This window comes from Bacillus sp. UMB0893 (assembly GCF_002858905.1).
GTDB lineage: Bacteria > Bacillota > Bacilli > Bacillales > Bacillaceae > Bacillus_P.
Genome location: NZ_PKLB01000004.1, coordinates 356,579 through 382,828, shown reverse-complemented (window position 1 = coordinate 382,828; position 26,250 = coordinate 356,579). Strand labels below are relative to the sequence as shown.

General features: G+C 36.3%; 19 protein-coding genes. 2 read left to right on the top strand and 17 right to left on the bottom strand.

Going from position 1 to position 26,250, the window contains the following annotated elements; all coding sequences use genetic code 11:
- Nucleotides 1-389 precede the first annotated feature (389 nt).
- Nucleotides 390-1,679: an MFS transporter gene (locus CYJ36_RS11865; RefSeq protein WP_235991920.1), complete on the bottom strand. Its 1,290-nt coding sequence runs from the start codon at nt 1,677-1,679 to the stop codon at nt 390-392.
- Between the two features lie 155 nt (nt 1,680-1,834).
- Complete coding sequence (locus tag CYJ36_RS11860; RefSeq protein WP_101567476.1) at nt 1,835-3,313, bottom strand: SulP family inorganic anion transporter; 1,479 nt, start codon at nt 3,311-3,313, stop codon at nt 1,835-1,837.
- A gap of 187 nt (nt 3,314-3,500) precedes the next feature.
- Between CYJ36_RS11860 and CYJ36_RS11855 the strand changes: the two genes are divergently transcribed.
- Entirely contained in the window at nt 3,501-4,043 is a 543-nt protein-coding gene (locus CYJ36_RS11855) for a recombinase family protein (RefSeq protein ID WP_101567475.1), read from the top strand.
- 196 nt (nt 4,044-4,239) lie between these two features.
- Here the strand turns inward: CYJ36_RS11855 and CYJ36_RS11850 are convergent, their stop codons facing one another.
- The 3 genes from CYJ36_RS11850 to CYJ36_RS11840 are packed head-to-tail and all read right to left on the bottom strand — an operon-like array spanning nt 4,240 to nt 7,938.
- Nucleotides 4,240-5,217: a TniB family NTP-binding protein gene (locus CYJ36_RS11850; RefSeq protein WP_235991919.1), complete on the bottom strand. Its 978-nt coding sequence runs from the start codon at nt 5,215-5,217 to the stop codon at nt 4,240-4,242.
- Nucleotides 5,210-7,297 carry a Mu transposase C-terminal domain-containing protein gene (locus CYJ36_RS11845; RefSeq protein WP_101567474.1) on the bottom strand — a complete coding sequence of 696 codons (2,088 nt, stop codon included), beginning with the start codon at nt 7,295-7,297 and terminating at the stop codon, nt 5,210-5,212. Before CYJ36_RS11845 ends, CYJ36_RS11850 begins: the two co-directional genes overlap by 8 nt.
- On the bottom strand, nt 7,297-7,938 hold the full coding sequence (locus tag CYJ36_RS11840) for a TnsA endonuclease N-terminal domain-containing protein (protein ID WP_175640789.1): 642 nt from the start codon (nt 7,936-7,938) through the stop codon (nt 7,297-7,299). The genes CYJ36_RS11845 and CYJ36_RS11840 overlap by 1 nt, the downstream gene beginning before the upstream one ends.
- A 67-nt stretch (nt 7,939-8,005) precedes the next feature.
- Between CYJ36_RS11840 and CYJ36_RS11835 the strand changes: the two genes are divergently transcribed.
- Nucleotides 8,006-9,823: a TniQ family protein gene (locus CYJ36_RS11835; protein WP_101567472.1), complete on the top strand. Its 1,818-nt coding sequence runs from the start codon at nt 8,006-8,008 to the stop codon at nt 9,821-9,823.
- Between the two features lie 94 nt (nt 9,824-9,917).
- On the opposite strand, the gene CYJ36_RS11830 is transcribed toward CYJ36_RS11835, so the two are convergent.
- The 12 genes from CYJ36_RS11830 to hpf form a co-directional block, all read right to left on the bottom strand.
- Complete coding sequence (locus CYJ36_RS11830) at nt 9,918-11,792, bottom strand: TniQ family protein (protein ID WP_101567471.1); 1,875 nt, start codon at nt 11,790-11,792, stop codon at nt 9,918-9,920.
- A gap of 137 nt (nt 11,793-11,929) precedes the next feature.
- Nucleotides 11,930-13,108: a PDZ domain-containing protein gene (locus CYJ36_RS11825; RefSeq protein WP_101567470.1), complete on the bottom strand. Its 1,179-nt coding sequence runs from the start codon at nt 13,106-13,108 to the stop codon at nt 11,930-11,932.
- A gap of 90 nt (nt 13,109-13,198) precedes the next feature.
- Nucleotides 13,199-13,552 (bottom strand): swarming motility protein SwrAA, encoded by a 354-nt coding sequence (locus CYJ36_RS11820; protein WP_257962459.1) that lies wholly within the window; start codon nt 13,550-13,552, stop codon nt 13,199-13,201.
- A 410-nt stretch (nt 13,553-13,962) separates the two neighbouring features.
- Nucleotides 13,963-15,441, bottom strand: coding sequence for a S41 family peptidase (locus CYJ36_RS11815; RefSeq protein WP_101567469.1), 1,479 nt, complete (start codon nt 15,439-15,441; stop codon nt 13,963-13,965).
- Between the two features lie 166 nt (nt 15,442-15,607).
- Nucleotides 15,608-16,930, bottom strand: a complete 1,323-nt coding sequence (locus tag CYJ36_RS11810) for a murein hydrolase activator EnvC family protein (protein ID WP_101567468.1) — start codon at nt 16,928-16,930, stop codon at nt 15,608-15,610.
- A gap of 68 nt (nt 16,931-16,998) precedes the next feature.
- Nucleotides 16,999-17,889, bottom strand: coding sequence for a permease-like cell division protein FtsX (gene ftsX / locus CYJ36_RS11805; RefSeq protein WP_101567467.1), 891 nt, complete (start codon nt 17,887-17,889; stop codon nt 16,999-17,001).
- Nucleotides 17,882-18,568, bottom strand: a complete 687-nt coding sequence (ftsE, locus tag CYJ36_RS11800; protein ID WP_101567466.1) for a cell division ATP-binding protein FtsE — start codon at nt 18,566-18,568, stop codon at nt 17,882-17,884. The genes ftsX and ftsE overlap by 8 nt, the downstream gene beginning before the upstream one ends.
- Before the next feature lie 587 nt (nt 18,569-19,155).
- Complete coding sequence (gene cccB, locus CYJ36_RS11795) at nt 19,156-19,488, bottom strand: cytochrome c551 (RefSeq protein WP_101567465.1); 333 nt, start codon at nt 19,486-19,488, stop codon at nt 19,156-19,158.
- Nucleotides 19,489-19,541: 53 nt separating this feature from the next.
- Complete coding sequence (locus CYJ36_RS11790) at nt 19,542-20,408, bottom strand: YitT family protein (RefSeq protein ID WP_101567464.1); 867 nt, start codon at nt 20,406-20,408, stop codon at nt 19,542-19,544.
- 680 nt (nt 20,409-21,088) lie between these two features.
- Nucleotides 21,089-22,187, bottom strand: a protein-coding gene (prfB, locus tag CYJ36_RS11785; RefSeq protein ID WP_257962458.1) for a peptide chain release factor 2 whose coding sequence is annotated in 2 segments (ribosomal slippage) — nt 21,089-22,123 and nt 22,125-22,187 — 1,098 coding nt in all. Because the reading frame shifts where the segments join, the coding sequence is not laid out codon by codon here.
- Nucleotides 22,188-22,242: 55 nt separating this feature from the next.
- Entirely contained in the window at nt 22,243-24,753 is a 2,511-nt protein-coding gene (secA, locus tag CYJ36_RS11780) for a preprotein translocase subunit SecA (protein ID WP_101567462.1), read from the bottom strand.
- Between the two features lie 369 nt (nt 24,754-25,122).
- Nucleotides 25,123-25,695, bottom strand: coding sequence for a ribosome hibernation-promoting factor, HPF/YfiA family (hpf, locus tag CYJ36_RS11775; protein ID WP_101567461.1), 573 nt, complete (start codon nt 25,693-25,695; stop codon nt 25,123-25,125).
- Nucleotides 25,696-26,250 lie beyond the last annotated feature (555 nt).

The window sequence follows — 26,250 nt, the reverse complement described above, 5'->3', positions numbered from 1 at the left end:
ACCCCGTATCATACCAAGAGGGCTCTTTTTTGTTCAAGTGCCCGAAAATCCTTCTAACAGGAATGCTCCTTAAAGAAATATTTCAAGGTTCTATGAACCTGAAATTCAACAACAATCTACTTAGAACCCCACAAAAGCACGAAGGATATAAAATAAGACTTTTTAGTGAATGTTTATAAAAATATTGAATATATAGAAAAAACCACCAAATTGTATTTTGGTGGTTTTTCAATGAGTTGATTAGCATCTACAATTGGACAGATTAAATATATCAAAGTATATCTTTATAATCAAGCATAATCATTTATAAATTATTAATAATTAGTTTACTTTACTATAATTAAATATAATTTAATATAACTAATCCACTTAAATCCTAACAAATAATGTTACGCACTAGTAAGATTTTTTTCATTATGCTCTTTAGAAGGTTTTGTTGCTTTCCAAGCCAGCAAACAACCAACTAAAGGAAAGATCATAGTTGCATAAAGAATTTCATTGTAGCCATTAAAAAGATCAAATGCGATTCCGAACGGTAATGGGCCAAATGCAGAACCTATGACAGTGATTGACATAGCAAGCCCTTTGATACTTCCAATATGTTCTCTACCAAAAAAATTAGGCCAAATAACATTCAAAGCAATTCTTTCAATTCCGGCAAAAAAGCCCCACAACACCCCGAACAATAGAGCTAGAAAAAAGGAATCTGCTGTTATTGCAAGGATTAAAACAAGAATTTCTCCAATGAACGTAAGAAATAACATATAATTTGCTTCGATTCTTTCTAAAATGAAACCTGAAAGAAAAGTTATTGGAAATCCAACTAAAGCCATTGCACTAAGAACAGTAGCTGCAAGCTGTGGAGAAAGGTCATTTTCACCAAATATTGAAACCAAATGAAAAGTCAATCCTGTGTTCACCATAGAAGGAATTCCTACACAGCATAATAAAAACCAAAATGTTCTCGTTTTCTTTGCTTCAGCTAACGTCCAACTACTTTCATAAACGACTTTATTTTTATCAGATCCACCCTCTGGTTCCTTCAAGGCTACCTTATTATCAGGTGTTAACCCTACATCCTCTGGTTTATTTTTCACAAAGACAACAACAATAGGTAAAAAGATAATGAGTAAAAGAACTCCCCAGAATCTCCATGTTATTTCCCAGCCCCACAGGTCAATGGCCCATAGATTAATAATTGGAAACAGTGCCGAGCTTAAGAATCCTCCTATTGCCATAAAGCTAAATGCCCTACCGCGTTTTTCGATAAACCATTGAGGAATTAGGGTATTAGGTAAGAGTGTCATTGATCCCTGACCAAACAATCGAATCATAAAAAAGCCTATTGCTAACATCACAATATTTGTAACAAAGCTATTCCAAAAGCAAGCTAACGCAAGTAAAATTGTGACAAAAATCATAAAAAATCTTTGACCATATTTGTCAATATACTTACCTACTACCATCATTAACAATCCTGCTGCTAAGGTTGCGATCGAGTAAATTGTAGAAACCAAAGACCGACTCCAACCAAAGTCATTTATATAGTAATCAATAAATATAGCATTGGAATATGTTTGACCTGGTCCGGAAAAAAATACTCCTAACGCTCCTACTGCAACTATCATCCATCCATAAAAAAATGGTGTCTTTATTCCGTTTCCTTTCCTTCCATTCAATTAAAATGTCCCCCATCAATTTAAATTTATCCCACTACAAGAAAACGCTTTTAAATCGAATAATCTTTACCGATGCTAATTTATACTTTCTTAACGTATAAAATAAGAACATCAAATCATCCAAGATTTGATGTTCCTCTCATAACAAAATATAATTAATGATTCGCTACTTTATTAAGACCGCCTGGTTTATTATGAACAGCAATTTTTTCTAATAGCTTATCGCTTTCAGTATTTAAACCAATCAAGTTAACTCTCACACCATTTTGATGGTATTTTATAACAATTTTATCAATGGCTCCTACTGCCGAATCATCCCATAAATGAGCATTTGTTAAATCTAAATCAACCTCTTTTACATCCTCTTTATAATCAAAGCTTTCAACAAAATCGGTAACGGAGGCAAAAAACAGCTGACCAGACACCCGGTAGATCTTTTTCCCAGATTGACCTGAAGACAAAGTCGTAATCTTCACTTTAGATATCTTAGCCGCAAAGAAAATAGCACTCAGGATAATTCCAACAAGCACTCCTTTGGATAAATCATGCGTCATAATAACAGTGATAACTGTTACAATCATAACTAATGTATCAGTTAAAGGTACCTTATGCAGTGTTTTTAATGATGACCAATCAAATGTTCCGATTGATACCATTATCATGACCCCTACAAGAGCAGCCATTGGAATTTGCACAAGGAAATCATTTAATAACAGGATCAGAACCATTAGGAAGACACCTGCGACCAACGCTGATAATCTACCTCTACCACCTGACTTGACGTTAATAACCGATTGGCCAATCATGGCGCAACCTGCCATACCACCAAAGAAACCTGAGACGATGTTAGCAATCCCTTGACCACGTGCTTCTTTGTTCTTATCACTACCGGTATCTGTCATATCATCGACAATTTGAGCAGTTAGTAAAGACTCTACTAAACCAACAATCGCAATAGATAAAGAGTAAGGGAAAATGATTTGTAACGTTTCAAAGTTTAAAGGAATATCAGGTAATAAGAAGATTGGTAATGCCTGGGTTAACTCACCCATATCCCCTACAGTCCTCACACCGCTTCCCGTCATAACTGCGATAAGAGTAATCACAATGATAGCAACTAATGGAGACGGAATAACCTTTGTGAAGCGCGGTAATAAGTAAATAATAGCAAGTGCTCCTGCTACCATTGCAAACATCTGCCATGATTCCCCTACAAAATGAGGTAATTGTGACGTAAAGATAAGAATAGCTAGTGCATTTACAAAACCTGTCATCACTGAACGAGGCACAAATTTCATTAGCCTTCCCAATTTTAAAACACCCATGATAATTTGAAGAATTCCGGTTAAAATAGTTGCTGCTAATAAGTATTGAAGTCCATAATCAGCAACCAAGGTTACCATCAAGAGGGCAGTTGCCCCTGTTGCAGCGGAAATCATGCCGGGACGCCCTCCAACGAATGCTATCGTTACAGCAATACAAAACGATGCATATAAACCAACCATAGGATCTACACCCGCTATAATTGAAAAAGCAATTGCTTCAGGAATTAAAGCAAGTGCCACAACAATACCGGCTAATACATCACCTCTGATATTTCCAAACCACGAATATTTAATTGTATTTGAATCCAAAAAAGATCCTCTCCCTTTTTCGTTTTTATTAATTTAATGACTTTCAACTCTCATGAAAGTCAGGCGATAATCAATAAGGAGAGTTTACCATTTCCGTTCCCAAAAGTGAACCCTTTTGGGAATAAAATAAAAAATGAAATATGTGGTATTATAGAAAGGTTATATTAATTATTAAGGAGAAGCTATAATGTTAGTTGGTTATGTGAGACCTTATCAAGAGGACTTAGATTGTTCAGTACAAATAGCAAAACTTAAAGAAATAAACTGTAACAAGATATATAAAGAAGAACATAATTCCCCAAAACGAAGAACTCAACTTGAAACAATGATAAATAACCTAAAAAAAGGTGATACCGTTTTAGTAACTAAGTTATTCTTATTAGCTGATACAACAAGACATTTGGCAGATCTACTGGATACATTTACTGAAAAAGAAAGCTACCTACATTCCCTTTTTGAAGGAATAAATACAAATAACTCATCCCTATATCATTTTACTGACATCATGCAGCATATCGTCCAATTTCAAAGCGACATTATCAGTGAAAATACAAAAAAAGGATTATATGAAGCCAAGCAAAAAGGAATACCGACAGGAAGACCAAGAAAACCTGATGAAAATGTAAAAAGGGCAATTGCTATGTATCAAAGTAAAAGATATACTCTTGCAGAAATTAAAGATGCAACAGGAATTAGTAAATCAACTTTATATCGATATTTAGAATCTTAGACTAATTAAAAAGCCTTATAAATTTCAAATTGATGTTACACCAACCTGCACCATGTTATATGTAATACCAAAAGTTGAATAAAACTTGTTTGGGTAATATAGCAACTTTTAAAGATTTGTATTCCTGTAAGTATGTAATATATTACAAAAGGGTACTTAGAAGGTTTAATCATAACTTTCCAAGTACCTTTATATATTATGCTAAGTTCTTTCTATCCTCTACATCAAAAGCTTCAATTATATTAAATCTTTCATCACCAAATGGATTAATAATGTATGGACGGTTTGATATATTTATCCTTTTAAACGCTTCATATAGATGATTTTCATCAATAAAGTCATTCCCATTTTTAGCTGCCAATGTTGTTGCTTCTACAAGAAGTTTATTAACATAGTGTGGAATACCCCTACTTACATAATATATTTTATCTGCTAGATTTTTATTTGCTAAATCAGATTTATGAATAAATGGCAACTGTTCATCAATACTCTTTAAAAAAATTCTAAAATCTATTTGATCTTCTTTTCTCATGTAATCAAAACCAACCATTTTAACTTTCTCAGTAAACCTTCTATCTAATTGATCATTGTGAGCAAAGATTTTTTCTGATTCTGGCATACCACAAAGAATTATTGGTACTCCCGCATCATCACAGAACGACTTTACCCAATCTGATGCTTTATTTAATACATGTTTCGTATCTCTATCAATCAAATGCTGGAATTCATCTATGATTATCAGCTCAACTTGGCACATTTTTATAAAATGAAGTAGCCTTGCCGTTTGGCTATTTTCTGTTCCTTTGTCATATGCTGGATCACCTAATGACCTTAACAAACTGGCAGCTACAGATTTTGGCGTTGCCCCAACAGGAACCTTATTATAAAGAACCGGTACTATTGTATAACCTTCATCATTAATAAATCTTTTATATTGTTCTTTATATTCTTCTAATAGAGTTGTTTTACCTACGCCCGTTCTACCAGAAAGAAACAAAGAGTCAGCTTTAACAGATCCTTTTGAAAAGAAGTGCATTTCTTGAATCTTCTCATATATCTCTCTATACCTTGGGTGTTCTACTATAATCGATTTTACATGTTCCCTTCTATTCCTTACTTCTTCTAAACTTGCCGGAAATCCATTTAGCCTCTTAAAAGATATATATTTAGGCACATGAATCACTATCCTCTTTATTATTTTTTAGAGTTATACCCCAACTTGGAAGTTCATCAATTTCCGTGTCTTCATATTCCATAAAATCATTTTGTTTGTAATTATCTTCCTCTTCTTTAGACTTTTTAAGTTTCAGCTTACTTTTTCTTATTTCCTTTTGCTTAGACTCATTAATTTCCTCTTCTAAGATAACAATATCTTCATTGCCCACTTGTATTTCTACCTCGGTATTAGTTGGTAATACTTCATCAATAAGAAAGGAAGAATCAATAGTTTCATCAGGCTCTTGTCCTTTTTTCCACTTTTTCACTATCTTCTTATCTCTATTTTGAATTAATCTAATTTTTCGTTTTGCTAAGGCCCTGGTCTTTGGATCAAAGGAATTCTTTATTTCTAGTCTCCTTTTTGAATCTATTTCAAGTGCAATATATGGAACAGGTAAGCCCATATTTATTTTCTTTCTTTGTAAACTAGTTGCTTTTGCAATAATATAATTATTGTTAATAGGATCATGCACAAATACTTTTCTCATATCACTAAGGTCATATCTAACCCTAACTTTTTCGTCTTCCCTATTTAGTTTTCTAAACTTATTCTTTAAATCAATCAATTCTTTGCAATAGTAATATTCATTTTCTATTACTACGCCTTGGTGTTGTATTTTCCTTAGTTCAGAGCCTGCTACAAGCATTATCTTAAGTTCATCAATACTTCTTGGAATCTGTAATGTTAAATGAGGCTCGTTTTCAATACCTCTATGCCATATGTTATGAGGGGAATCCCCTCTTCTTGTTTCATAGGAATGTGAAATCATATCCACCATAGCAATATGCATCATATAGATTAATCCTTGCATTGTAATACATGCTTTTTCCGATGAATTATATCTACCCTTTTCAATAAAGTTAGAAAATGTAGTACCTCTCAAACCGTGAACAAAATGTGTATTTAGATTTCTAAATGCTCTTTCAATGGTTCCTTTTTGATATCCTGCATCAATTTTGCAGAATTGAACTTCTTTTACACCAACTTGATAACAAGCTTCCTCAAATTCATAAGAATCGTTTACACTTGCATTATCAACAACAATTGTATGGGGAATTCCCAAAGCTGCCCATTGCTTATCAACAAGTGGATACATTTTCTTTATATATGTTTTTGGCCTAATTATATGAATCAAACACTGTTTTAAAGCTTTACTATCAACAGGCTTGAACGTAATAAAAAATCCTAAAGGCATTCCACTAAATTTATCAACTCCATAAATCAATGTTGGCCTTTTTGGCTTTAAATCAGAGGGGTCTATTAACATAACATCTACAGGAGTCCAATCAATCTCTACCCTTTGCAAAGGCTTATTCGCAAATACTTCTTGCTGAGATCCATCTTTCATTAATTTAGCTAGAACTGCCCCATATTTTTCTTTATCTTTTTTATAAATATCAATAATTTGTTCTTTTCTCCTCCTAATTGTTGATCGAGAAGAGTAAGATATCTTTTCCTTTTTGTCTAGATTAATATTAACTTCATCTATTCGTACAATAAATTCCGAATATATATCCTCTATTGTGTGCTTCCCATCACTGTATAAAAAATATTCTATTGTTTCATCCAGTATCTTAAGTTTTAATTTATTACTTCGGCTACCTTTAGGTCCTCTCTTTAAAGGTACAAGTGATCTTATATCTTCTGTTCTTTCCCATCGTTTTTTCCATTCATAAAATGCAGACTTCTTAACTGTGCCATCTAGTGTTTTAATATACTCATCAATTTCACTAGGTAAAATTTCACCTTTAATTATAGGCTTTAATATGTTATACCTTTCTATTGCTTGTCTTTTTAGATTGTCATCGAGATCATCTAAATTATGTGTTTTAAGTAGTTTATTCTCTTCTTCACTTATTCTAAATAACAATTGACCTTCATGCCATAATTGGAGTAATTCTTCCTTTCTTCTTAATTCAATTATTTTATAGTGTATATTTTCTATTTCATAGTCCAATTCAAGTTCTCGGCGAACAAGATATTCATTATCTTTTATCATAAATCTTGATCCAGATTTAAAATAGTATCCGGCCATTAGCAATCACATCCTAGAATAATTGAATGTTCGTTTAGTAGCACAGAAATTAGATCAGTTTTTATTTGATGTGTATAGATTAAATAATAGAGATTACAATCAAATTCTCTTTTACTAATGTGACTCAAATTACCTCTTAAATTAGCTTTTGTAGTTCTTCCTTCAAGATCATCTAGTTTATTAACTATTTCTGTCATAACTCTCTTACTTGTAGTTTCATATCTAACTTCAGTTAACAAATCAATGTTTTCAATTAAAAATCCTTTACGAATATCCTTTTCAGTTATTACTATATAGTCCATTCCTTTATTCCTACTGTACATTTTTCCTACTTGAAACTTTATCTTATTTATCTCTTCCTTTGTCTGCTCAAACGCCTTCACTTCATAGATATATCTCTTTGAATTACTTTTTTGCACCAAGAAGTCAGGGTAATATTTCTTTTGTTTTCCCTTATATAAATAATCTATCCTGAGAGGTTGGAACTCAAAATATACAACCGTTGGATCGAAATCTAATAATTTTATAAAATCCCTTTCTAAAGTACTTTCCCAAGGAATCATCCTATACATTTTAGTACTATTATGCTTTCCTCTTATACTGAGCTTACTGCTAGCTTTTATTTTCCTAGATCCATTCATAAAGTAAACCTCCATACATAAAAAGTTTATTCAAGGGAAAATTAGGAAAAAACAAGGTGATTATAATATGCTAAAATATCCGAAACCTTATTCAAATGAAACATTATTAAGTTTTATCTATAGAGTTGCAGAAGAAAATAAAATGGAGAGTTCTAGTTGGATTTTACATTGCTTCAAAAAATCCCTATCTGTAGAAGTTATAGAAAATTTAGTGAATTGGTTATGTGGAAGTGACTTAGATGAAATAGCAAATTACCTGAAGATACCATTAAAGCAGGCTCAATCTCTTACTGTCATTAATGATCTTAAGAAGTTAAATCTTGAGGTGAACAATATAACAAAAAATCAGTGGTTTTTATACTCAAAAACGAGATATTGTCCCCTATGTTTAAAAGATGGAGCATATCAAAGGAAAGATTGGATTAATAGCCATTCTATTATTTGTTTAAGACATAATTCCTTTTTATTAGATACTTGCACAACGTGTCAAAAGCAGATAAATGTTACCAATATTATACAAGATAATTGTTCAAGTTGTAACAAAAAACTATCATTTTCTCATATATATGAAAATGATATGACAATATTATTTTTATATCAACAAACAATAAATCAAATTTTTAATGAAGATAAATTCACATATGAGCATAGTTGGATAAATACCCCTATTCAATTTTTAAAATCCTTGGACTTTTTCGCATTATGGATTTCAAAGCTTGTTGATTCCTCTAATATCTCTATACCTAATAAAAAGATATATTTTGATGGGAATGTCATAGAAAGACATACTTTGAAAAATTTCAAAACTATTGAACAAACGATTTGTTTATTCAATTTTTCGTTTAAGATTCTGAGCAATTGGCCAGTAAACTTCTATGCATTTTTAGAGTCTATTGAATCCACCAGCAACTTACCTTATAAAAGTTTTTTGAAATATGGTGTTCCAAAATTAATTAACACAGATCTATGGCATATATCAAAAGCCGTTACTTCATATATTACTTCTAATAAGTTAAATCTTTGTGAAAATGAATATATAAGATCTGATGAAATTAAGTACTTTAATACAAAGTTTCAAGGAAACATATTACACTCTAACCTGCTAGAGAGTCATAAAATAAATTATTATGGAATTAGTTATACATTTGTTAGAAGAAAAGATGTAAATAACATTTTCAAAAAATTTGGGTTGAGTTATTCAAAAGAAGAATTGAGAGTTCATTGGGGAACAAGTTCTAGGGCAACTACCTCAATTTTAAAAAGTGGTCTATTAAAAAATGTTATTTCATATCAATCCGGTTCTGCAAATACATGGTTAATACCAACTTCATCGGTGGTTGCACTAGAACAAAGAATTTATGAAAAATGTACATCTATTATAAAGGAAGAAGCTATTTCGTTATCAAAAGCATTTGAATGGGTAGGACCTGATAACGCTAATCTGATTATAAAAGGAATATTAACAGGTAAAATAAAAGTACAGTTTACAGACAAATTTTCAGAAACTATAATTGCTAAACGTGATTGTTATTACTTTTCAAGAGAAGATTTAATAGCTAAGAGTAAAAAATTGGGATACTTTATATGGAGAGATTTAGTCTTTATCTTAGGGGTGAAAAAATCAGACCTTGACTATTGGTTTGATACCGGTCGTTTTGGTAAGTCGATTTCTATTCATCAGTTAACTGAATCCAGTGTAATTAAATTTCTAAATGATTATATAACTACGTACGAATTATCAATGTATTTAGAAATACCTGTTAAAAAATTATTAAAAAGGCATCAATCTGGTTATTTCAACTCATATTCTGGGCCAAGCTATAATGATGGAAAGAGATTATTATTTAAGAGAGATGATTTTATAAAGATTTCAAATTCGATATAAATACCACATTTTTGTTTAAAATATTAGAACCATACACTATAGCAAGCCCTTTATTAAATAACAATTTTCACTTAAACAGAACAGAAAACATACACTATGAATTTATTTCTGCTAAAATTAGCTTTCTATTTATTTCATCACGGTAAAAAAGATATCCACCACTGTTCGCAGTCGATGCTACAACGATTTCGATATCCATTCTTTTGATTCTGTTTATCAATTGGGTACTATTTTGGTTAAGAACCTTTGCAATTTCAGGAAGGGTTATATATTTCCCTCTAAAAATCTCCAATTCTTCCCTATCAATTAATACCTTCTTACTGTTTATTTTATTAAATTTAATAATACCTTCTTTTATCCAATGATCCATGACCTTGTTATTTGTTTTTAAAATCAGCATAGCTTCCTTAATAGAATAAGTATCTTTTGGAGTTAAGATTAGATCTTCTTCAATTATTTTCTCTAAATCTTTCTTATAGAACAAATAGCATTGTAATCCAATACCTTTGCCCTTTCCAATTGGTCGAAGTTTTCCTGAAAGTATTTTTTCTACCAGTTCATTAGAACTTTTTTGCATACATCCCCATGAATGAATGCAACCATTAAAATTAATTATTTTATTTTTCTGATTTGTCATCTCAACATCGCTATTTTTCAAAACGTGATCGAATTTTTGCAATAAGTCCAAAACTGATTTTTTATCAAAGAGGATTTGCATTGTTGTTTTAGTCTTCTTTTTTTCAAAACCACTTATTACTCCCATATCGTATAACTTGAGTACCAAAAATCTATTTACTCCTAAGATAGATACTACTTCTGGTAAAGCAATATGAGACTCTCTAATTTTTTTATAGTCCTGTAAACTATCATAATCGACATTTAAAAACTCTTGTTTACCTACAATTTCTCTTATTCCTTTTATTAATCCGTCATCTATCAACTTTGCTATAGTATCATGATTAACCTTGAGTATCTTACTTGCATTATTTCCAGAGACATATTTGGTCTCCCCCTCAGCAGCTTCAAAGTTATTATATCTATTAAAGTAGCCTTTATTAAAATTACTTTTTATATAGTTTTCGAATTCATTTTTTATAAAATCAAAACACGGATCATTAAATTGAGAATAGAGCTTCATATAAAATTTTCCGAAGTATGTAGTAATTCCTGTTTTTCTATCTTTCCTCTTTACCGATTTTCCGTAATTATCTAAGAATTCATAAAAAGAAGTTGGCCAAGATGTGAATATTCTAATTGAATCAACAATTACTTCAATGAATCCATTTGAATGAATAAATGAACTTGAGACTTTAGCTTGCTCACCGTATCTTTCAAAATATAATTGATTGACAATGAAGAGTAATATATATGTAAATTCTTCAGCTGTTAAATTAATTAAACAACCTTTGGTATGTTTTTCTTTAGTGAAAATACCTTCTAAAAAACTTCCCATTCTTGAATATTCTATTGGTATATGTAAATGAGGCAGTTCATGTATTGGAAATCCACATAGACATGTATTCATATTTTTTAAATTACTTGAAATAAACTTTTTGCATTTTGGACACATATCAATCAAAAGCAAGTTGTGTTTACTACAGAAGATATTAAAACTTATATCCCAGAACTTATTATGATAACCATTCTCTTTAAAACATTTAGGACAGTATTTTGAATGTCGATTAATTCCTTGCCTTATTAAAACTGGAAGCCAATCATTATTTTTTGAAAATATGTGAAAGTAAGTTAAAGCATATAATTTTAAGTAATCTTTATTAAGGAGTTCGGATAACTTTAGAATATCATTTTCTATTCCCACTCTTGTCTTTAGATTTAAGCTAATTTTCTTTAACGAATATATCCAATTAGCATTTTCATATCGATTTTCTAAAGCAACTCTTTGAATAAAACCATTAATGCTTTCATTATCATAGGGATTAGGAACACATAATAGATGATCTACTTGCATACAAAAACCCTCCTTAAAAAATAAGAGACCATAATAAGGTCTCTCATAGAAAATTAACGAAGTTTTATTCCGCACAATTATGAAAACTCATTCCGGAGAATTTTGAACAAATTCCGGTTAATTATGAAAATTTACATTTATACAGCTTCTGTCCCCCACTTCTTCTCATCCTGCACAAACAGAATGCCAAGCTCGTGGTGCTCACCTTTGTAAACAGCTCCCTGAACAAAGCGGATTTCTCCATTTAAACCGATGACTTCCATTTTGCAGAAAGCACCGTTAATTTGCAGAGCCTGATAAAATTCATCAACCGTTTTGACGGAAACTCCATTCGTTTTCATGATGATTTCACCGACTTCAAGTTCAAGCTTCACGGCTGGTGATTGAGGCAAAATGCCAAGCACCATTAAGCCATGATCGCGCTTTGAGAAGTAAAAGGCAGCTGAATCATCATTCATGCGCTGGCGAATAGTTAAAAATTCGCGGCCAATGATAGCGAGCAATGCTGCGGCAAAGGCTAGCGGAGTAAACCATACACTTCCTGCTGCGATAACCGCTATGATGACCCCGAGCCAGATGACACGCTTTGATGTCACCATGATGCTCTCTTTCGGCAAAGAGCCTTGTACGCGCTGATGAAACCCGATGATGTAAGGAATAAACATTAAAAGAAACGGTTCATCTCCGATTGTCAGCACCGGCCACCAAGGAAGCGCTGATGTAAGCGAACCACCGGGTACTAGTAAAAATAACGGCAGCATCCATGTGCGATTGGCAATATGATTTCCAATCGGAAGACCCCTGCTGCTTTTTAAAAGAAACGGGGATGTTCTAAAATGCGCTGTGCGGAATGCAAGCACACCTTCTGATACAATCAGCAGCCCCATTAACAGAGCAAGCACAGAATAGCTTGTCCCTGACATATCAGGCAAGAAAGAGAAAGCCTTCGTCTGCAGGATCATGAATACGGCAAAAATCGTCAGTCCCATTGTATACGCTGGGGACAGGAAACGCAGCTGAAAAGTTAAAGATAAAACCAGCGTCACACTTGCAAGCAAGATGATGGTTCCAAAAGGAATCATCATTCCTATAGCAAATGTGGCCACAGATACGAACAGGCCTGCTAAGAGTCCTTTAGAGTATGTAAACCGCACCTCATCATAGATGTCATGAATTCTTGTGTGAAAGGATTTACGTTCACGCTTAATGCGAAAAAAACCAAGCACAAGGGAATAGATTAGGAAAAAATAAACGAGAGGATGGACAAAGAATCGTCCAATGGCCAGAAGAGCTTCTAGCAGCCAGTTTTCAAGCAAATCTCATACACCACCTTGATTGCTTTCATAGTAAACGATTACTGCTATTTTATCAGATATAGAATAGGATGAATATCTTATTCTTTTCGTTTACTTTAATTTGCTCCAAAGATGCAGGTTGGAAAGTGAAAAATCAAGGAGTGAGTCGTCTACTTTAATATCCAGCACTTCTTCAATCAGCTGCATAGACCTTTTTATATCCGTGAGGTTTAACGAGAGACGTTTATAATTCTCTGTTAAATAATGAAAGTATTCTTGAATGCAAACTTTATCGATTTCCTGCAGTTTCTTAACTTCCGTGTAGTTTGCCAAGTACATGCAAAACAGCTGAACCCATTTGCTGACCTTTGCATGGGAGGAATTTGAAGTCTGTAATCTCATTTTAAATTCTTCTGCTAAATGTCGATAAGTTTGTTCTCTCATCACACTTGCCCTTTTTTTCAATTGATCTCCCCATCTTTCTATTTGGCTGTATTCACAAAGATTGTTGGTAACCACAAAAAGTAAAACTTATGTTTATAAACTGTTTTTTAAATTTACCCGATAAGCAGTATACAAAAACTAAAATTTGTATAAAGTCAACAATGCATTGTTAAGGAGCCTTCTGTTTTTAGAGTGTGTTGTAGAACAAGTACTTCTATCGTAAATCGATTATCCCGATTAATCAACTAGCTAAAGTTTCATTTTTTCGTGCCCGAAAAGTATGAGCTATTTATAAAAATACGGAAACTGCTCTAATTATTCGTCGTTTTCCTCACAAAATAATTGAAAATCGTCCTAAATGTAGATAATTTGTTAGGAAATTCCATAAAAATAGAGCCAGCTCACTAATTTTAGCAAGCTGGCTCTATTTTTTAATTTGATAAAATTTCTAAGGCTTTCTTAAGCTGGACATCATGTTCTCCATCTAAACGCTGTTCAGAAATTTTTTTATTAATCATGTCTGCGGTTTGGACATCAATATTTCCCGTTGCCTTAAGCTTGTTTTTCTTTTGAAAATCCTTAACGGCTACCGCCATTTTCTTGCTGAAATAACCGTCTTCTCTTCCAGGTTCATACCCTAAACCTTTTAATAGAATTTGGGCAGTCTTAATCTGCTCGTCATTCATATCAATTGCCAGCGGAGTCTCAAGCTGAAGCGGCGCTGTTACAAGATGTTTCGGCTGCGATACTTCTACAGTTGGTTCTACTCCCTTTTTGTGAATCCAGTTTCCGTCAGGAGTCAGCCATTTATAAAGAGTCAGCTTAATATTGCTGCCATCCCCCATCGGCACTGCCTGCTGCACAGTTCCTTTTCCAAATGAGGTTTCGCCAACAATTTCATATTTCCCTGCTTCTTTTAAAGCACCTGCAAGGATCTCAGAAGCGGAAGCACTTCCTTTATCAATCAAAACCGTAACCGGATACTCTTTTTTCTCATTCAAAGTTGAAAAATACCGCTTTTTATCTCCGGTGCGCTCTTCAATCTGAATGTAAGGCTTATCTTTTGTTACAAATTCTTTGAGTATTTCTTCAACACTCTGCAGGTAACCGCCCGGATTCCCGCGAACATCAAGGACAAGCCCTTTTATCTTTTTATCTTCAAGCTTTCCTAATTCTTCTTTGAAATCCTTTGCTGTATCTTCTGAGAAAGACGTGATTTCAATATAGCCATATTTAGTTTGTCCTTCTGTTTTAACTGAGCTAAAAACCGTTTCAATTGGAATTTCATCACGGGTCACATCAAAACTGAGCTTTTCTTTGGATCCCGTTCGCAGGACTTCAATCTTGACCTTTGTTCCCTTTTTGCCGCGGATTTTCAGCACCGTATCATTTAGATCATTTCCTTCAACAGATTGTCCATCAATACTGATGACATGATCATTCGGCTGCAAGCCTGCCTTCTCAGCAGGAGAGTTTTTAAACGGGGACACAATAATGATTTTGCCATTATCCATCCCTACCTCTGCTCCGATCCCTTCAAAAGAAGAATCAAGGCTATCAGAAAACTGCTTCGCTGTATCTTTGTCCATGTAAACGGAATAGGGATCATCAAGCGTTGACAGCATCCCTTGGATCGCTCCTTCAAGCAGTTCTTCCTCATTCACTTCTTCTACATACTTGCTGGAGATTAACTCATACGCTTGCTTTACTTTTTCAAGACCTTCAATCTCTACATCCTGTTCGCGCTTCAAAACATCGGTGACAGCAGGAACGGCTAGCTCTTCTGCTTTTGTGGTTGTGTCAGCCCTTGGGCTCTGCTGCTGTTCGATCATCTCCATCCCGGCATACATACCGCCTGCCCCCAGGATCATCGAGAGTGCCATCATGAGTGCTGTCATTTTCTGCTTCATATTGTTCCTCCTTGTAGATTGGATCTTTATGCTATGTACTCTTTTGAAAAAATCAATTGGTACCTCTAGTATATGTGAAAATTGGATAAATCATGTAGGACAAGTTTTTTCCGCACAAAAAAACTCCTAAAACAAGTCATTTGTTTTAGGAGTTTTCATTTCATTCCTATTGTAAGAAGTTCATAGGGTTAACTGGATTTTTCCAGGCACCATTATGAATTTCAAAATGCAGATGTTTGCCTGTAGAACGGCCTGTGTTGCCCATAAATCCAAGCTGCTGGCCTTTGCTTACAGATTGTCCGCTGCTTACATGGCGTGCTTCTAAGTGAGCATATAGAGTTGTATATACTTTACCATCGATGTTGTGCGAGATAAATACAACGTTTCCGTAACTGCTTGAGTAGTATGAACGGATAACTGTTCCTGCTGCTGATGCAACGACCGGTACATTGCTAGCTCTGTTTGCAATATCAATACCAGCGTGCAATTTACCCCAGCGATGGCCATATCCTGAAGTAAATGTACCTTGTGCAGGCCACATGAACTTACCGCCTGTTACAGCTGGTGCTGGTGCAGATTCTGCCGGCGCTGATGAAGAAGATCCGCCTGAAGAACTGTTAGAAGTAGCAGTTGACTTCTTTGCTGCCGCTGCTTTAGCTTCTGCAGCTGCTTGTGCAGCGGCCTCTGCTGCCGCGCGTTTACGCTGTTCTTCTGCTTGCTTTTGACGTTCCATTTCTTTCTGAATCGCTGCTTCTTGCTCTTTCAAGAATGCCGCTTCATCCTCTAATTCATAGATTGCTGCTTCTGTTTCTTGATGCTGAGCTTTTACTTGCTCAATCAATTTATTCTTTTCAGCAGCTTGTACTTCCAGCTGCTGTTTTAATGATTCTAATTCAGTTAAAGCTGTTTCTAATTTTTTAAGCTCACTACTTAAGTCTGCTTCACTTTGCTCTAGAAGTTTTTTGTCTTCCTCATGGGCTTTGATAATTCCTTTATCTGCTTCAACGATTGTCGTTACCGCACTTACACGAGTAACAAGATCACCGAAGTCCTGAGCACCTAGTAGCACATCTAAATAGCTAACTACGCCGCCGCTCTCCTGAAGTGAACGTACACGGTCTTTTAGAAGAAGATTACGCTTTTCAATTCGCTCTTTCACTTCTTCAATTTGAACCTTTAATTCTTCAATCTTTTGTTTTGCACCATCGATTTCTGTTTGACGCTGGCGAATTTTCTCGTTCGTGTCAGCTGTTTGCAAATCAAGCTTTTCAATTTCATTATTTAAGCTTTTCTCTTTTGTTTCAAGCTCTGATAACTCACCTTGTTTTTCCTGAATGCTTGAATCAACACCTGAACGCTCATTTTGAATATCTGCTTTTTTCTTTTCAAGGTCAGCGTTTGCATATGCTTTTTCTTGGGTAATTGGAATAATGATGGAGCTTGTCCCTATCAAAGTCGCCAATCCCAGCGATAAGATTTTCTTTCTCACTCTCTAGTTCCTCCCTTTATCTATGTATCCTCTAACAGAGGAAACCAGCAATCTATCAGATTGCCAGTTTATACTCTTAAGAACTTACGAACAGACATTAAGCTACCCCATACTCCGATTAATCCCCCAATTAAGATCAGAATGGCTGATACTTGGAAGACGAAAGGACTAAATGGCAGTAATTGAACGAATGAACCCGCAACTCTCGGTTCAACCCAGTGATATAAAAAGTTGTATGTGGATATAACAAGCAAAATTGGAATAACTGAACCCATAATTCCCAGCATCAATCCTTCTAAGAAGAATGGCCAGCGGATAAACCAGTTAGTAGCACCTACTAGTTTCATAATTTCTATTTCATGCCTTCTGGCAAAAATGGTAATTTTAATTGTATTTGAGATAAGGAACATTGCCGTAAAGACCAATCCGATGATTAATCCAATTCCAATGTTTCTTGAAATTTCAACAAAATTGAAAAGCTTCTCTACCTCATCCTGGCCATATAGAACTTTATATGCACCAGTGAATCCTTCAATCTTTTTCGCGACTTGAGGTGTTTCACGCGGATCTGTTGTTTTCACAACAATAACATCATTTAAAGGATTGTTCTGTTCAAAAAGCTGATAGGATTTACCTTGCTCACCCATGCTGCTGATGAGGTTATCAAGCTCTTTTTCCTTCGTTGAGAGCTCAACGGATGAGATCTCTTTCATTTTATCAATCTGACTTCTCAGCTGTTTCTGTTCCTCTGGTGTAGACGTAACATCCACAAGCACCCGGATTTCTACATCCTCTTCAACATTTGAAGCAAAGTTGTTTAAGTTCATCATAATAACCAGGAACGTACCAACTAGAATTAATGTAACAGTTACCGCACTGACTGATGCAAATGTCATCCAGGCGTTGCGGCCTAAGCTTTTTAACGTTTCTCTGAAGTGACGCCCAAGGGTTCTAATCATAAATCCCATACTCCCCTCTAGCCTCGTCACGCACAATCTTTCCATCTTCGATCGCGATGACTCGTTTTTTCATGGTGTTAACAATCTCACGGTTGTGTGTAGCCATCACAACAGTCGTTCCGCGATTATTGATTTCCTCGAAAATGTTCATAATCTCCCAGGAAGTGTCAGGGTCAAGGTTTCCTGTAGGCTCATCGGCGATGACAACACCAGGATTGTTAATAATTGACCGCGCAATCGAGACACGCTGCTGTTCTCCTCCTGATAACTCATTAGGGAAAAATCTAGCTTTATGTTTGAGCTGAACAAGATCCAGCACGTCCAGTACTCTCTTTTTGATGTTTCTAGGATTCTCTCCAATAACTTCAAGAGCAAATGCAATGTTTTCAAATACCGTTAACTTTGGAAGAAGTTTAAAGTCTTGGAAAACAACGCCGATGCTTCTCCTTAAATAAGGAACTTTCTTTTCTCGCAGTTTTGCTAAGTTTACGCCGTTGATCAGGATCTTTCCATCTGTAGGCCGTTCTTCGCGATACATCATTTTTATAAATGTTGATTTACCAGCACCGCTCGGACCGACAACATAAACAAATTCACCTTGATCAATTTTCACGTTTATTCCATTAATGGCGAGCACGCCATTCGGATACGTCTTAAAAACGTCTGACATTTCGATCATGTTTTATCACCCAAAGCTGTTTTATTTAGTAGGCTGCGTGTTGTCCGCTTGCTGTATTTACTATTGTTATAGGATTATGTATCCAATATTTACATATATTAATAAGATTTACCCACAAAAAGTATTATAACATCAAAGTTCGGCAAAAATAGACTTAAAAATATTACAGTTTCATTTCAAGGTCGTAAATTGTAGAAATTTATCGCTTTACAATGTTTTATAGTTCCAATGTTGGAGGGATTGGAAGCGCTGTACTTCTGATTTTAGAACTTTCTGACTAAAAAGACAATCTTTTTTTAGGATGTAAGTTATGGAAGATTTTTCTGAATGTCGAAAGGTATTTCTTGCTATTTTAATAGAATTGGAAGTTTTTCATTTAAAAAAAGGCTCTTTTCGTAAAGTTTGTTGCTTTTAGAAAAAATGGTTAAAACCTTTAGTGGATTGTAGCGGAAGGCACTTGACTCCTGCGGGAAATAGAGGGAAATGGGAGACCCCACAGGCATAGCCGAGGAGGCTCCCATTTCTCCCTGCGAAAACAGCCAAAAAATAAAAACCAGCCACAAAAGGATGGCTGGTGCTTAATCGTGTTATTTCTTTTCAGCGAGCCACTCTGCAACAACGGTTGCATCCGATTCACTGATCAATCCGCCTGGCATTCCGCCCTGGCCGTTATTAATAATGCCTTCAATTTTTTTCTGATCGTACTTAGCGCCAACCTTTGTCAGGTTCGGTGCAGCACCGCCGCCTTCAAGGTTTTGTCCATGACAGCTAATACAATTCTGCTGTACAATTTCTTCAGCATTCGCTGTATCCTTTGAGCCTGATCCATCCTTTGGTTCTTCTTGCGTGTCATCGCCTCCACCACATGCCGCAAGCGCTAGTGATGTTCCAAATAGCAGTGCAAATAGTTTTCGTTTCATTGCCAAAATCCTCCTCAAATAAGGATATAAATTACATACCTATTATATCCTAACTATGCCCGTTTGAAACCCTCACCAAGGACATCAGAGGCATCCATAACAACGACAAATGCAGACGTATCAATGCTTTTTACGAGTTGTTTCAATTTGGTGAATTCTGTCTGATCGACTACACACATTAAGATCGGACGTTCACTGTCCGTATATCCGCCGAACGCTGATAGCTTTGTAACGCCTCGATCTATTTCGCTAAGAATCGCTTTTTTCACTTCTTCTTCCTGACTTGTAATAATCATCGTCATTTTAGAACGCCCTAACCCTACTTGAACGATATCAATCGTTTTGCTTGTCACATAAAGCCCAACTAATGCATATAGACCGCGTTCAATATCAAATACGATTGCGGCTGTTAACACAATTAAACCATCTATTAACGCAACACATGTACCAAGAGAAAGTCCTGTGAATTTATGAATAATTTGAGCCGCCAAGTCTGTTCCGCCTGTAGAAGCTTTCCCTCGAAACACAAGGCCTAGACCAAGTCCTACGCCAATTCCGCCAAAAATCGCCCCAAGCAAAGGATCTGTTGTTGCTGGCTCCATATCCTTTGTCAGAAAAACAACAAACGGCAGAAAGATTGTACCGATTAATGTTTTTAAACCGAATTGTTTCCCAAGCAGCAATACTCCTGCAATAAATAACGGTATATTAAATGCCCACTGAACATAAGCAGGTTCAAATCCAAATAAAGAATCTGTAATCGTACTGATTCCGCTGACTCCTCCTGATGCAATCTGATTGGGCAAAAGGAATAAATTAAAGGCAATGGCAACGATTCCAGAACCAAGTAAAATAAAGAGGTATCCGATGAATTTTTCTAAAGCTGGATTATATGTACGAGTGCGTTTACGCTGAAACATCTTTCTTATCCTCCATCTATGAAAACACTTGTTTTCACTCTCATTTGACATAACCTTTCAGAGTATAGCACCCGTCTGATTGAACTGTAAATAACAGTGGAATAACGTGCTAAAGAGGTAAAGGGTTTGGTTTAGTTTTTGCTTATTAGATGGAAATTAGTCTTTCATGTGGAACGTGTTTATTGGAATATATACCGCTGACTTTGCACATTGCATGCAGATTACGAAATCGCTCATTTTTCAGTACTGAAGTATATCAGAATACTGAATTTCTATGCTTATTAGCGGATAGTGAGCTCTTATTATCCGCGGACACTATTTTATGATCCGGAAACCACATTTTATTATCTGAAATCGGTGTCTTATTCTCCGGATGGCTCCAGCAAGCCTATTTAGATCAGGATCCCCTTATTCTACCCTGTAATAGCCTTTTTCTAGCTGCACTTGGCCATTTTATTGCCAGCATATTAAGAAATCGCTCATCTTCTTGCTTGGCAGCCTCTCAGAATACTGAGTTTTCCTGCTTATTAGCGGAGAGTGAACTTTTATTACCCGCGAATACTATTTTATAATCCGGAAACCACGTTTTATTATCTGAAATCGGTCTTTTATTCTCCAGACGGATGCAGCAAGACTAATAAAAAAACGGCCGCCCAAAGGACAGCCATCTCATCTTATTATTAAAGTTTCGAACGCAAGTATGCATCAATAAACGGATCTAAATCCCCATCCATGACACCTTGCACGTTCCCGCTTTCTGTACTTGTGCGATGATCTTTTACAAGAGAATACGGGTGGAAAACGTAGGAGCGAATTTGAGAGCCCCAGCCGATTTCTTTTTGTTCGCCGCGGATTTCATCGAGCTCTGCCTGCTGCTCGTCAAGCTTAAGCTGGTAGAGTTTCGCTTGAAGCATTTTCATGGCACGCTCACGGTTTTTAATCTGTGAACGCTCCGTTTGACATGTAACAACTGTATTAGTCGGTAAATGCGTAATACGCACAGCGGAATCTGTCGTATTGATATGCTGACCTCCGGCACCGCTCGCACGATACGTATCCACTTTAAGATCTTCTGTGCGGATATCAATGTCGATTTCATCATTGAATTCAGGCATAACCTCACATGATACAAACGATGTATGACGGCGTCCTGACGCATCGAACGGAGAGATACGGACAAGGCGATGAACACCTTTTTCAGCTTTTAAATACCCATAAGCGTTATGACCTTTGAACAGCAATGTGACACTTTTAATGCCTGCTTCGTCTCCAGGGAGATAATCAAGCGTTTCAACCTTGAAGCCTTTCTTTTCGCCCCAGCGCGTATACATGCGAAGCAGCATAGAACCCCAATCCTGTGACTCTGTGCCGCCTGCTCCCGGATGAAGCTCTAAAATGGCATTGTTTTTATCATGTGGTTCACTTAATAACAGCTGAAGTTCAAATTCGTTCATAGCTGTTGTCAGCTCAACGACTTCACCTTCAAGCTCAGAATGAAGTTCAGCGTCTGGCTCTTCTCTTAAAAGCTCATGTGTCACTTCAAGGTTTTCATGTGTTTCGTGCATTTCATTAAATTGGTTGACCGCTTCTTTTAAAGCGTTGCTTTCATTAATAACGGTCTGTGCTTCATTTTGATTATCCCAAAAATTAGGATGGGACATCATTTCATCTAGCTCATCAATGCGAGCCTGCTTGTGATCGAGGTCAAAGAGACCCCCTAAAAGCCGCTAATTTCTTAGCCATTTTTTCAAGTTCGTTTCGGATTTCTGCTAATTCCATATAAATTCTCCTCTAAAATGGGGTAAAGAGAGGCGCTAAACACCTCTCTCACGTATTACTTACCGCAACAGTTTTTGTATTTTTTGCCGCTTCCGCACACACATGCTTCATTTCGGCCGATTTCCATCTGTTTTTTAACAGGTTTTTTCTTAGGCGCTTCGTCTCCATCTTTCGCATGAATGGCCTCCTGTGGTTTTGCCACTTCTTCGCGCTCAAGGTTATTGCGGATTTCTGCTTTCATGATATATTTTGCAGCATCTTCTTCAATCGATGCAATCATGTTTTCAAACATCGCAAAGCCTTCCATCTGATACTCGCGAAGCGGATCAGTTTGACCATATGCACGAAGGTGAATACCCTGACGCAATTGATCCATTGCATCGATGTGATCCATCCATTTCGTATCAACGGCACGAAGCAGAATCACTTTCTCGAATTCGCGCATTTGCTCTTCGCCGAACGCTTCCTCTTTTTCATTATAACGGGCTTTTGTTTTCTCTAGCACAAGTTCTGTGATTTCTTCAGATTCTTTTCCTTTAAAATCATTAACCGAGAAAGTACCTTCATCAAGAAGATTGGCATGCAGATAATCTACAAGACCTTCTAGATTCCATTCTTCAGGCAGCTCATCTTTCGGCGTGTACATTGCAACTACACGTTCAACCGTTGACGTCACCATGCTCTCAACAATACTGCGAAGATTTTCTGAATCAATGACATCAAAGCGCTGCTTGTAAATCACTTCACGCTGCTGACGAAGCACATCGTCATATTGCAGAAGCTGTTTACGAGCATCGAAGTTATTTCCTTCAACACGCTTTTGAGCAGATTCAACCGCACGAGTAACTATTTTACTTTGAATTGGCTGCGAATCATCCATACCGAGACGATCCATCATGTTCATCATATTTTCAGAACCGAAGCGTCTCATTAATTCATCTTCCATAGAAAGATAGAACTGAGTCACACCAGGATCTCCCTGACGGCCTGAACGTCCGCGCAGCTGATTATCAATACGGCGTGATTCGTGGCGTTCTGTACCAATGACTGCTAAACCGCCAAGCTCTATCACACCAGGTCCAAGCTTGATGTCTGTTCCGCGTCCTGCCATGTTCGTCGCAATTGTAACGGAACCTTGATGACCGGCATTCTCGATAATTTCAGCTTCTCTTTCATGGTTCTTTGCATTCAGAACGTTATGAGGAACGCCTTTTTTCTTCAAAAGCTTAGAAATGAGCTCTGACGTTTCAACTGCAACCGTACCAACCAATACCGGCTGTCCTGCAAAATAACGAGTCGTTACATCCTCAACAACTGCCTTGAACTTGCCTTCCATTGAACGGTACACAAGATCAGCGCGGTCATCACGGACGATGTCACGGTTCGTAGGAATCGCTACAACCTGCATATTGTATATATTACGGAACTCTTCTTCTTCCGTTTTCGCTGTACCTGTCATACCGGCAAGCTTTTTATACATACGGAAATAGTTCTGGAATGTAATCGTCGCAAGTGTCATGCTTTCATTTTGAATCTCCAGGCCTTCTTTAGCTTCAATCGCCTGATGAAGACCATCGCTGTAACGGCGGCCTTTCATTAAACGGCCTGTAAATTGGTCAACGATTACAACATTTCCTTCTTCAACAACATAATCAACATCATTATGCATGACCACATGCGCTCTCAATGCCATATTAATATGATGATTTAATGAAACGTGTGTAAGATCAAAAAGGTTCTCAATGTTAAAAGCCTTTTCAGCTTTTGACATCCCTTCTTCCGTTAGCTGCACACCTTTTGTTTTCTCATCAAACGTATAATCCTCTTCACGCTTAAGCGAACGGACAAAACCATTTGCCTGCACATATAGCATCGTGGATTTTGCAGCAGAACCTGAAATGATCAGCGGCGTACGCGCCTCATCAATTAAAATCGAGTCAACCTCATCGATGACAGCATAATGAAGCGGACGCTGAACCATCTGCTCCTTGTACAGCACCATGTTATCACGCAAGTAATCGAAGCCTAGTTCATTATTCGTGGAATATGTGACGTCAGCTGCATAAGCTGCACGTTTTTCTTCTTTTGATAAACCATTTGTATTCAAACCGACTGTCAAACCAAGAAACTCATACAGCTTGCCCATTTCAACAGCATCACGGCTTGCCAAGTATTCATTGACAGTCACAACATGAACGCCTTTTCCAGAAAGAGCATTCAAATAAACCGGCATTGTGGACGTCAATGTTTTACCTTCCCCTGTTTTCATCTCAGAGATATTGCCATCATGTAGGGCAATCCCCCCCATAAGCTGAACAGGATATGGATAAAGACCCAGTACACGCTTCGCAGCCTCTCTGACAACGGCAAAAGCTTCTGTCAGAAGGTCATCGACGGTTTCACCTTTGGCAATACGCCCTTTAAATTCATGTGTTTTCGCCTGCAGCTCCTCATCGGAAAGCTTTTCCATATCTGAAGCAAGAGCCTCTATTTGATTAGCCATTTTTTCATATTTATTTAATGCACGTTTGTTAAAATCAAACACCTTATTTAAGATTCCAAGCATTTTATACGCTCCTCTGTCTAATGAAGTGCCATACATGAACAGTATTCATGAGAACCCGCTAGAAATTTCAAAACTAATCTCTATTTTACCATATGTTTATTGTTTTCAACAGTATATCGACGATCTGCTCCTGTTCCAAAACTCAATATGAAAATAATACCATTAATATCATGCGATGTTAATCTTTCTTAAAGGTTGTGTTCGCATTGATTGCTGTTTTTGGTTATCAATGTTACCCGTTCCTTTCCACTGCAGGCACTTGCTTTCCGCTACAATCCACTGAGGATTCAACATTTTTTTACGAAATAAACCATTCATAAAATATAAAATGCAGCCCGTTTAAAAAACGGACTGCATGGTTAGGTTTTATTATTCAGTTGGTTCAATAATCGCGTATTTGCCGTCTTTACGCTGGTAAACGACGTTAGTTGAATTCGTTTCGGCATTTGTAAAAACGAAAAAGTTATGGCCAAGCATGTTCATCTGAAGAATTGCTTCCTCACTGTCCATCGGCTTTAAGTTAAAGCGCTTTGTACGGACGATTTCAATGGATTCATCTTCTTCCAGAACTGGCGCTTGAGCCTGCTCGCCTTCTGCCTCAACTGCTCCATTTGTGAACATGAATTTCGCTGAACCCTGCTCACGTAATTTACGGTTCACTTTTGTTTTATGTTTACGGATTTGACGCTCGAGCTTGTTTGTCACAAGATCAATTGCAGCGTACATATCCTCATTGTATTCCTCAGCACGCAACACTAGATTGGTCATTGGAATCGTTACTTCAATCTTAGATTCTTGATCATTGTAGAATTTCAAATTCACGTTCACATTTGCTTCGATAGAATCCTCAAAATAGCGTTCCAGCTTGCCGATTTTCTTTTCGACATACTCTCTTAAAGCGGGAGTTACCTCAATGTTTTCGCCTCTGACGTTATAATTCAAACTGAACTCCTCCTTTTGTTAAGGATATGTAAACTTAATTCTTCTTTTCCCTCTAATATTCCTGCTCAAACGTAAAACTAATGTTAAATCTATGTGAATTTTGTTGAAGATTGCGGTTGTGTTGATTATGTGCGTGGGCTTGAATAGAATATGCGGGTGGCAGTGGAATTATGCTGTTAATTTAAATGGATATAGCGTAAGTCTTCAGTTGATAATTGAAATGCTGTTTTTGATAATTAGGACTGGGTTTTTGATAATGAAAAGGGCATTTTTGAAAATGGATTGTCCTTTTTTGATAATTGGACTTGGTTTGGGCGGGAGATTATGGAGAGGGCATGGTGTAAATCGCTTATTCCTTGTAAATATGAGTCTCGCTGCTTAAATTCTTGACGCTGCACCACATTTATTCTCGAGTTGATAACTGAAACATTGATTTTGATAATTGGCACCATGTTTTCGATAATAAAAAGGACATTTTTGAAAATGGATTGTCCTTTTATGAAAATAAAGCGTTGTTTGCATGAGGAAGTAAGTTTAACTGCCAACAAAAAAACC

Bases quoted from the DNA above. Each gene is read 5' to 3' on its own strand.
- CYJ36_RS11835 (WP_101567472.1), top strand. From the start codon at position 8,006: ATGCTAAAATATCCGAAACCTTATTCAAATGAAACATTATTAAGTTTT.
- secA (WP_101567462.1), bottom strand. From the start codon at position 24,753: ATGCTTGGAATCTTAAATAAGGTGTTTGATTTTAACAAACGTGCATTA.
- CYJ36_RS11840 (WP_175640789.1), bottom strand. From the start codon at position 7,938: ATGAATGGATCTAGGAAAATAAAAGCTAGCAGTAAGCTCAGTATAAGA.
- CYJ36_RS11845 (WP_101567474.1), bottom strand. From the start codon at position 7,297: ATGGCCGGATACTATTTTAAATCTGGATCAAGATTTATGATAAAAGAT.
- CYJ36_RS11815 (WP_101567469.1), bottom strand. From the start codon at position 15,441: ATGAAGCAGAAAATGACAGCACTCATGATGGCACTCTCGATGATCCTG.
- ftsE (WP_101567466.1), bottom strand. From the start codon at position 18,568: ATGATCGAAATGTCAGACGTTTTTAAGACGTATCCGAATGGCGTGCTC.
- CYJ36_RS11830 (WP_101567471.1), bottom strand. From the start codon at position 11,792: ATGCAAGTAGATCATCTATTATGTGTTCCTAATCCCTATGATAATGAA.
- cccB (WP_101567465.1), bottom strand. From the start codon at position 19,488: ATGAAACGAAAACTATTTGCACTGCTATTTGGAACATCACTAGCGCTT.
- CYJ36_RS11855 (WP_101567475.1), top strand. From the start codon at position 3,501: ATGTTAGTTGGTTATGTGAGACCTTATCAAGAGGACTTAGATTGTTCA.
- CYJ36_RS11790 (WP_101567464.1), bottom strand. From the start codon at position 20,408: ATGTTTCAGCGTAAACGCACTCGTACATATAATCCAGCTTTAGAAAAA.
- ftsX (WP_101567467.1), bottom strand. From the start codon at position 17,889: ATGATTAGAACCCTTGGGCGTCACTTCAGAGAAACGTTAAAAAGCTTA.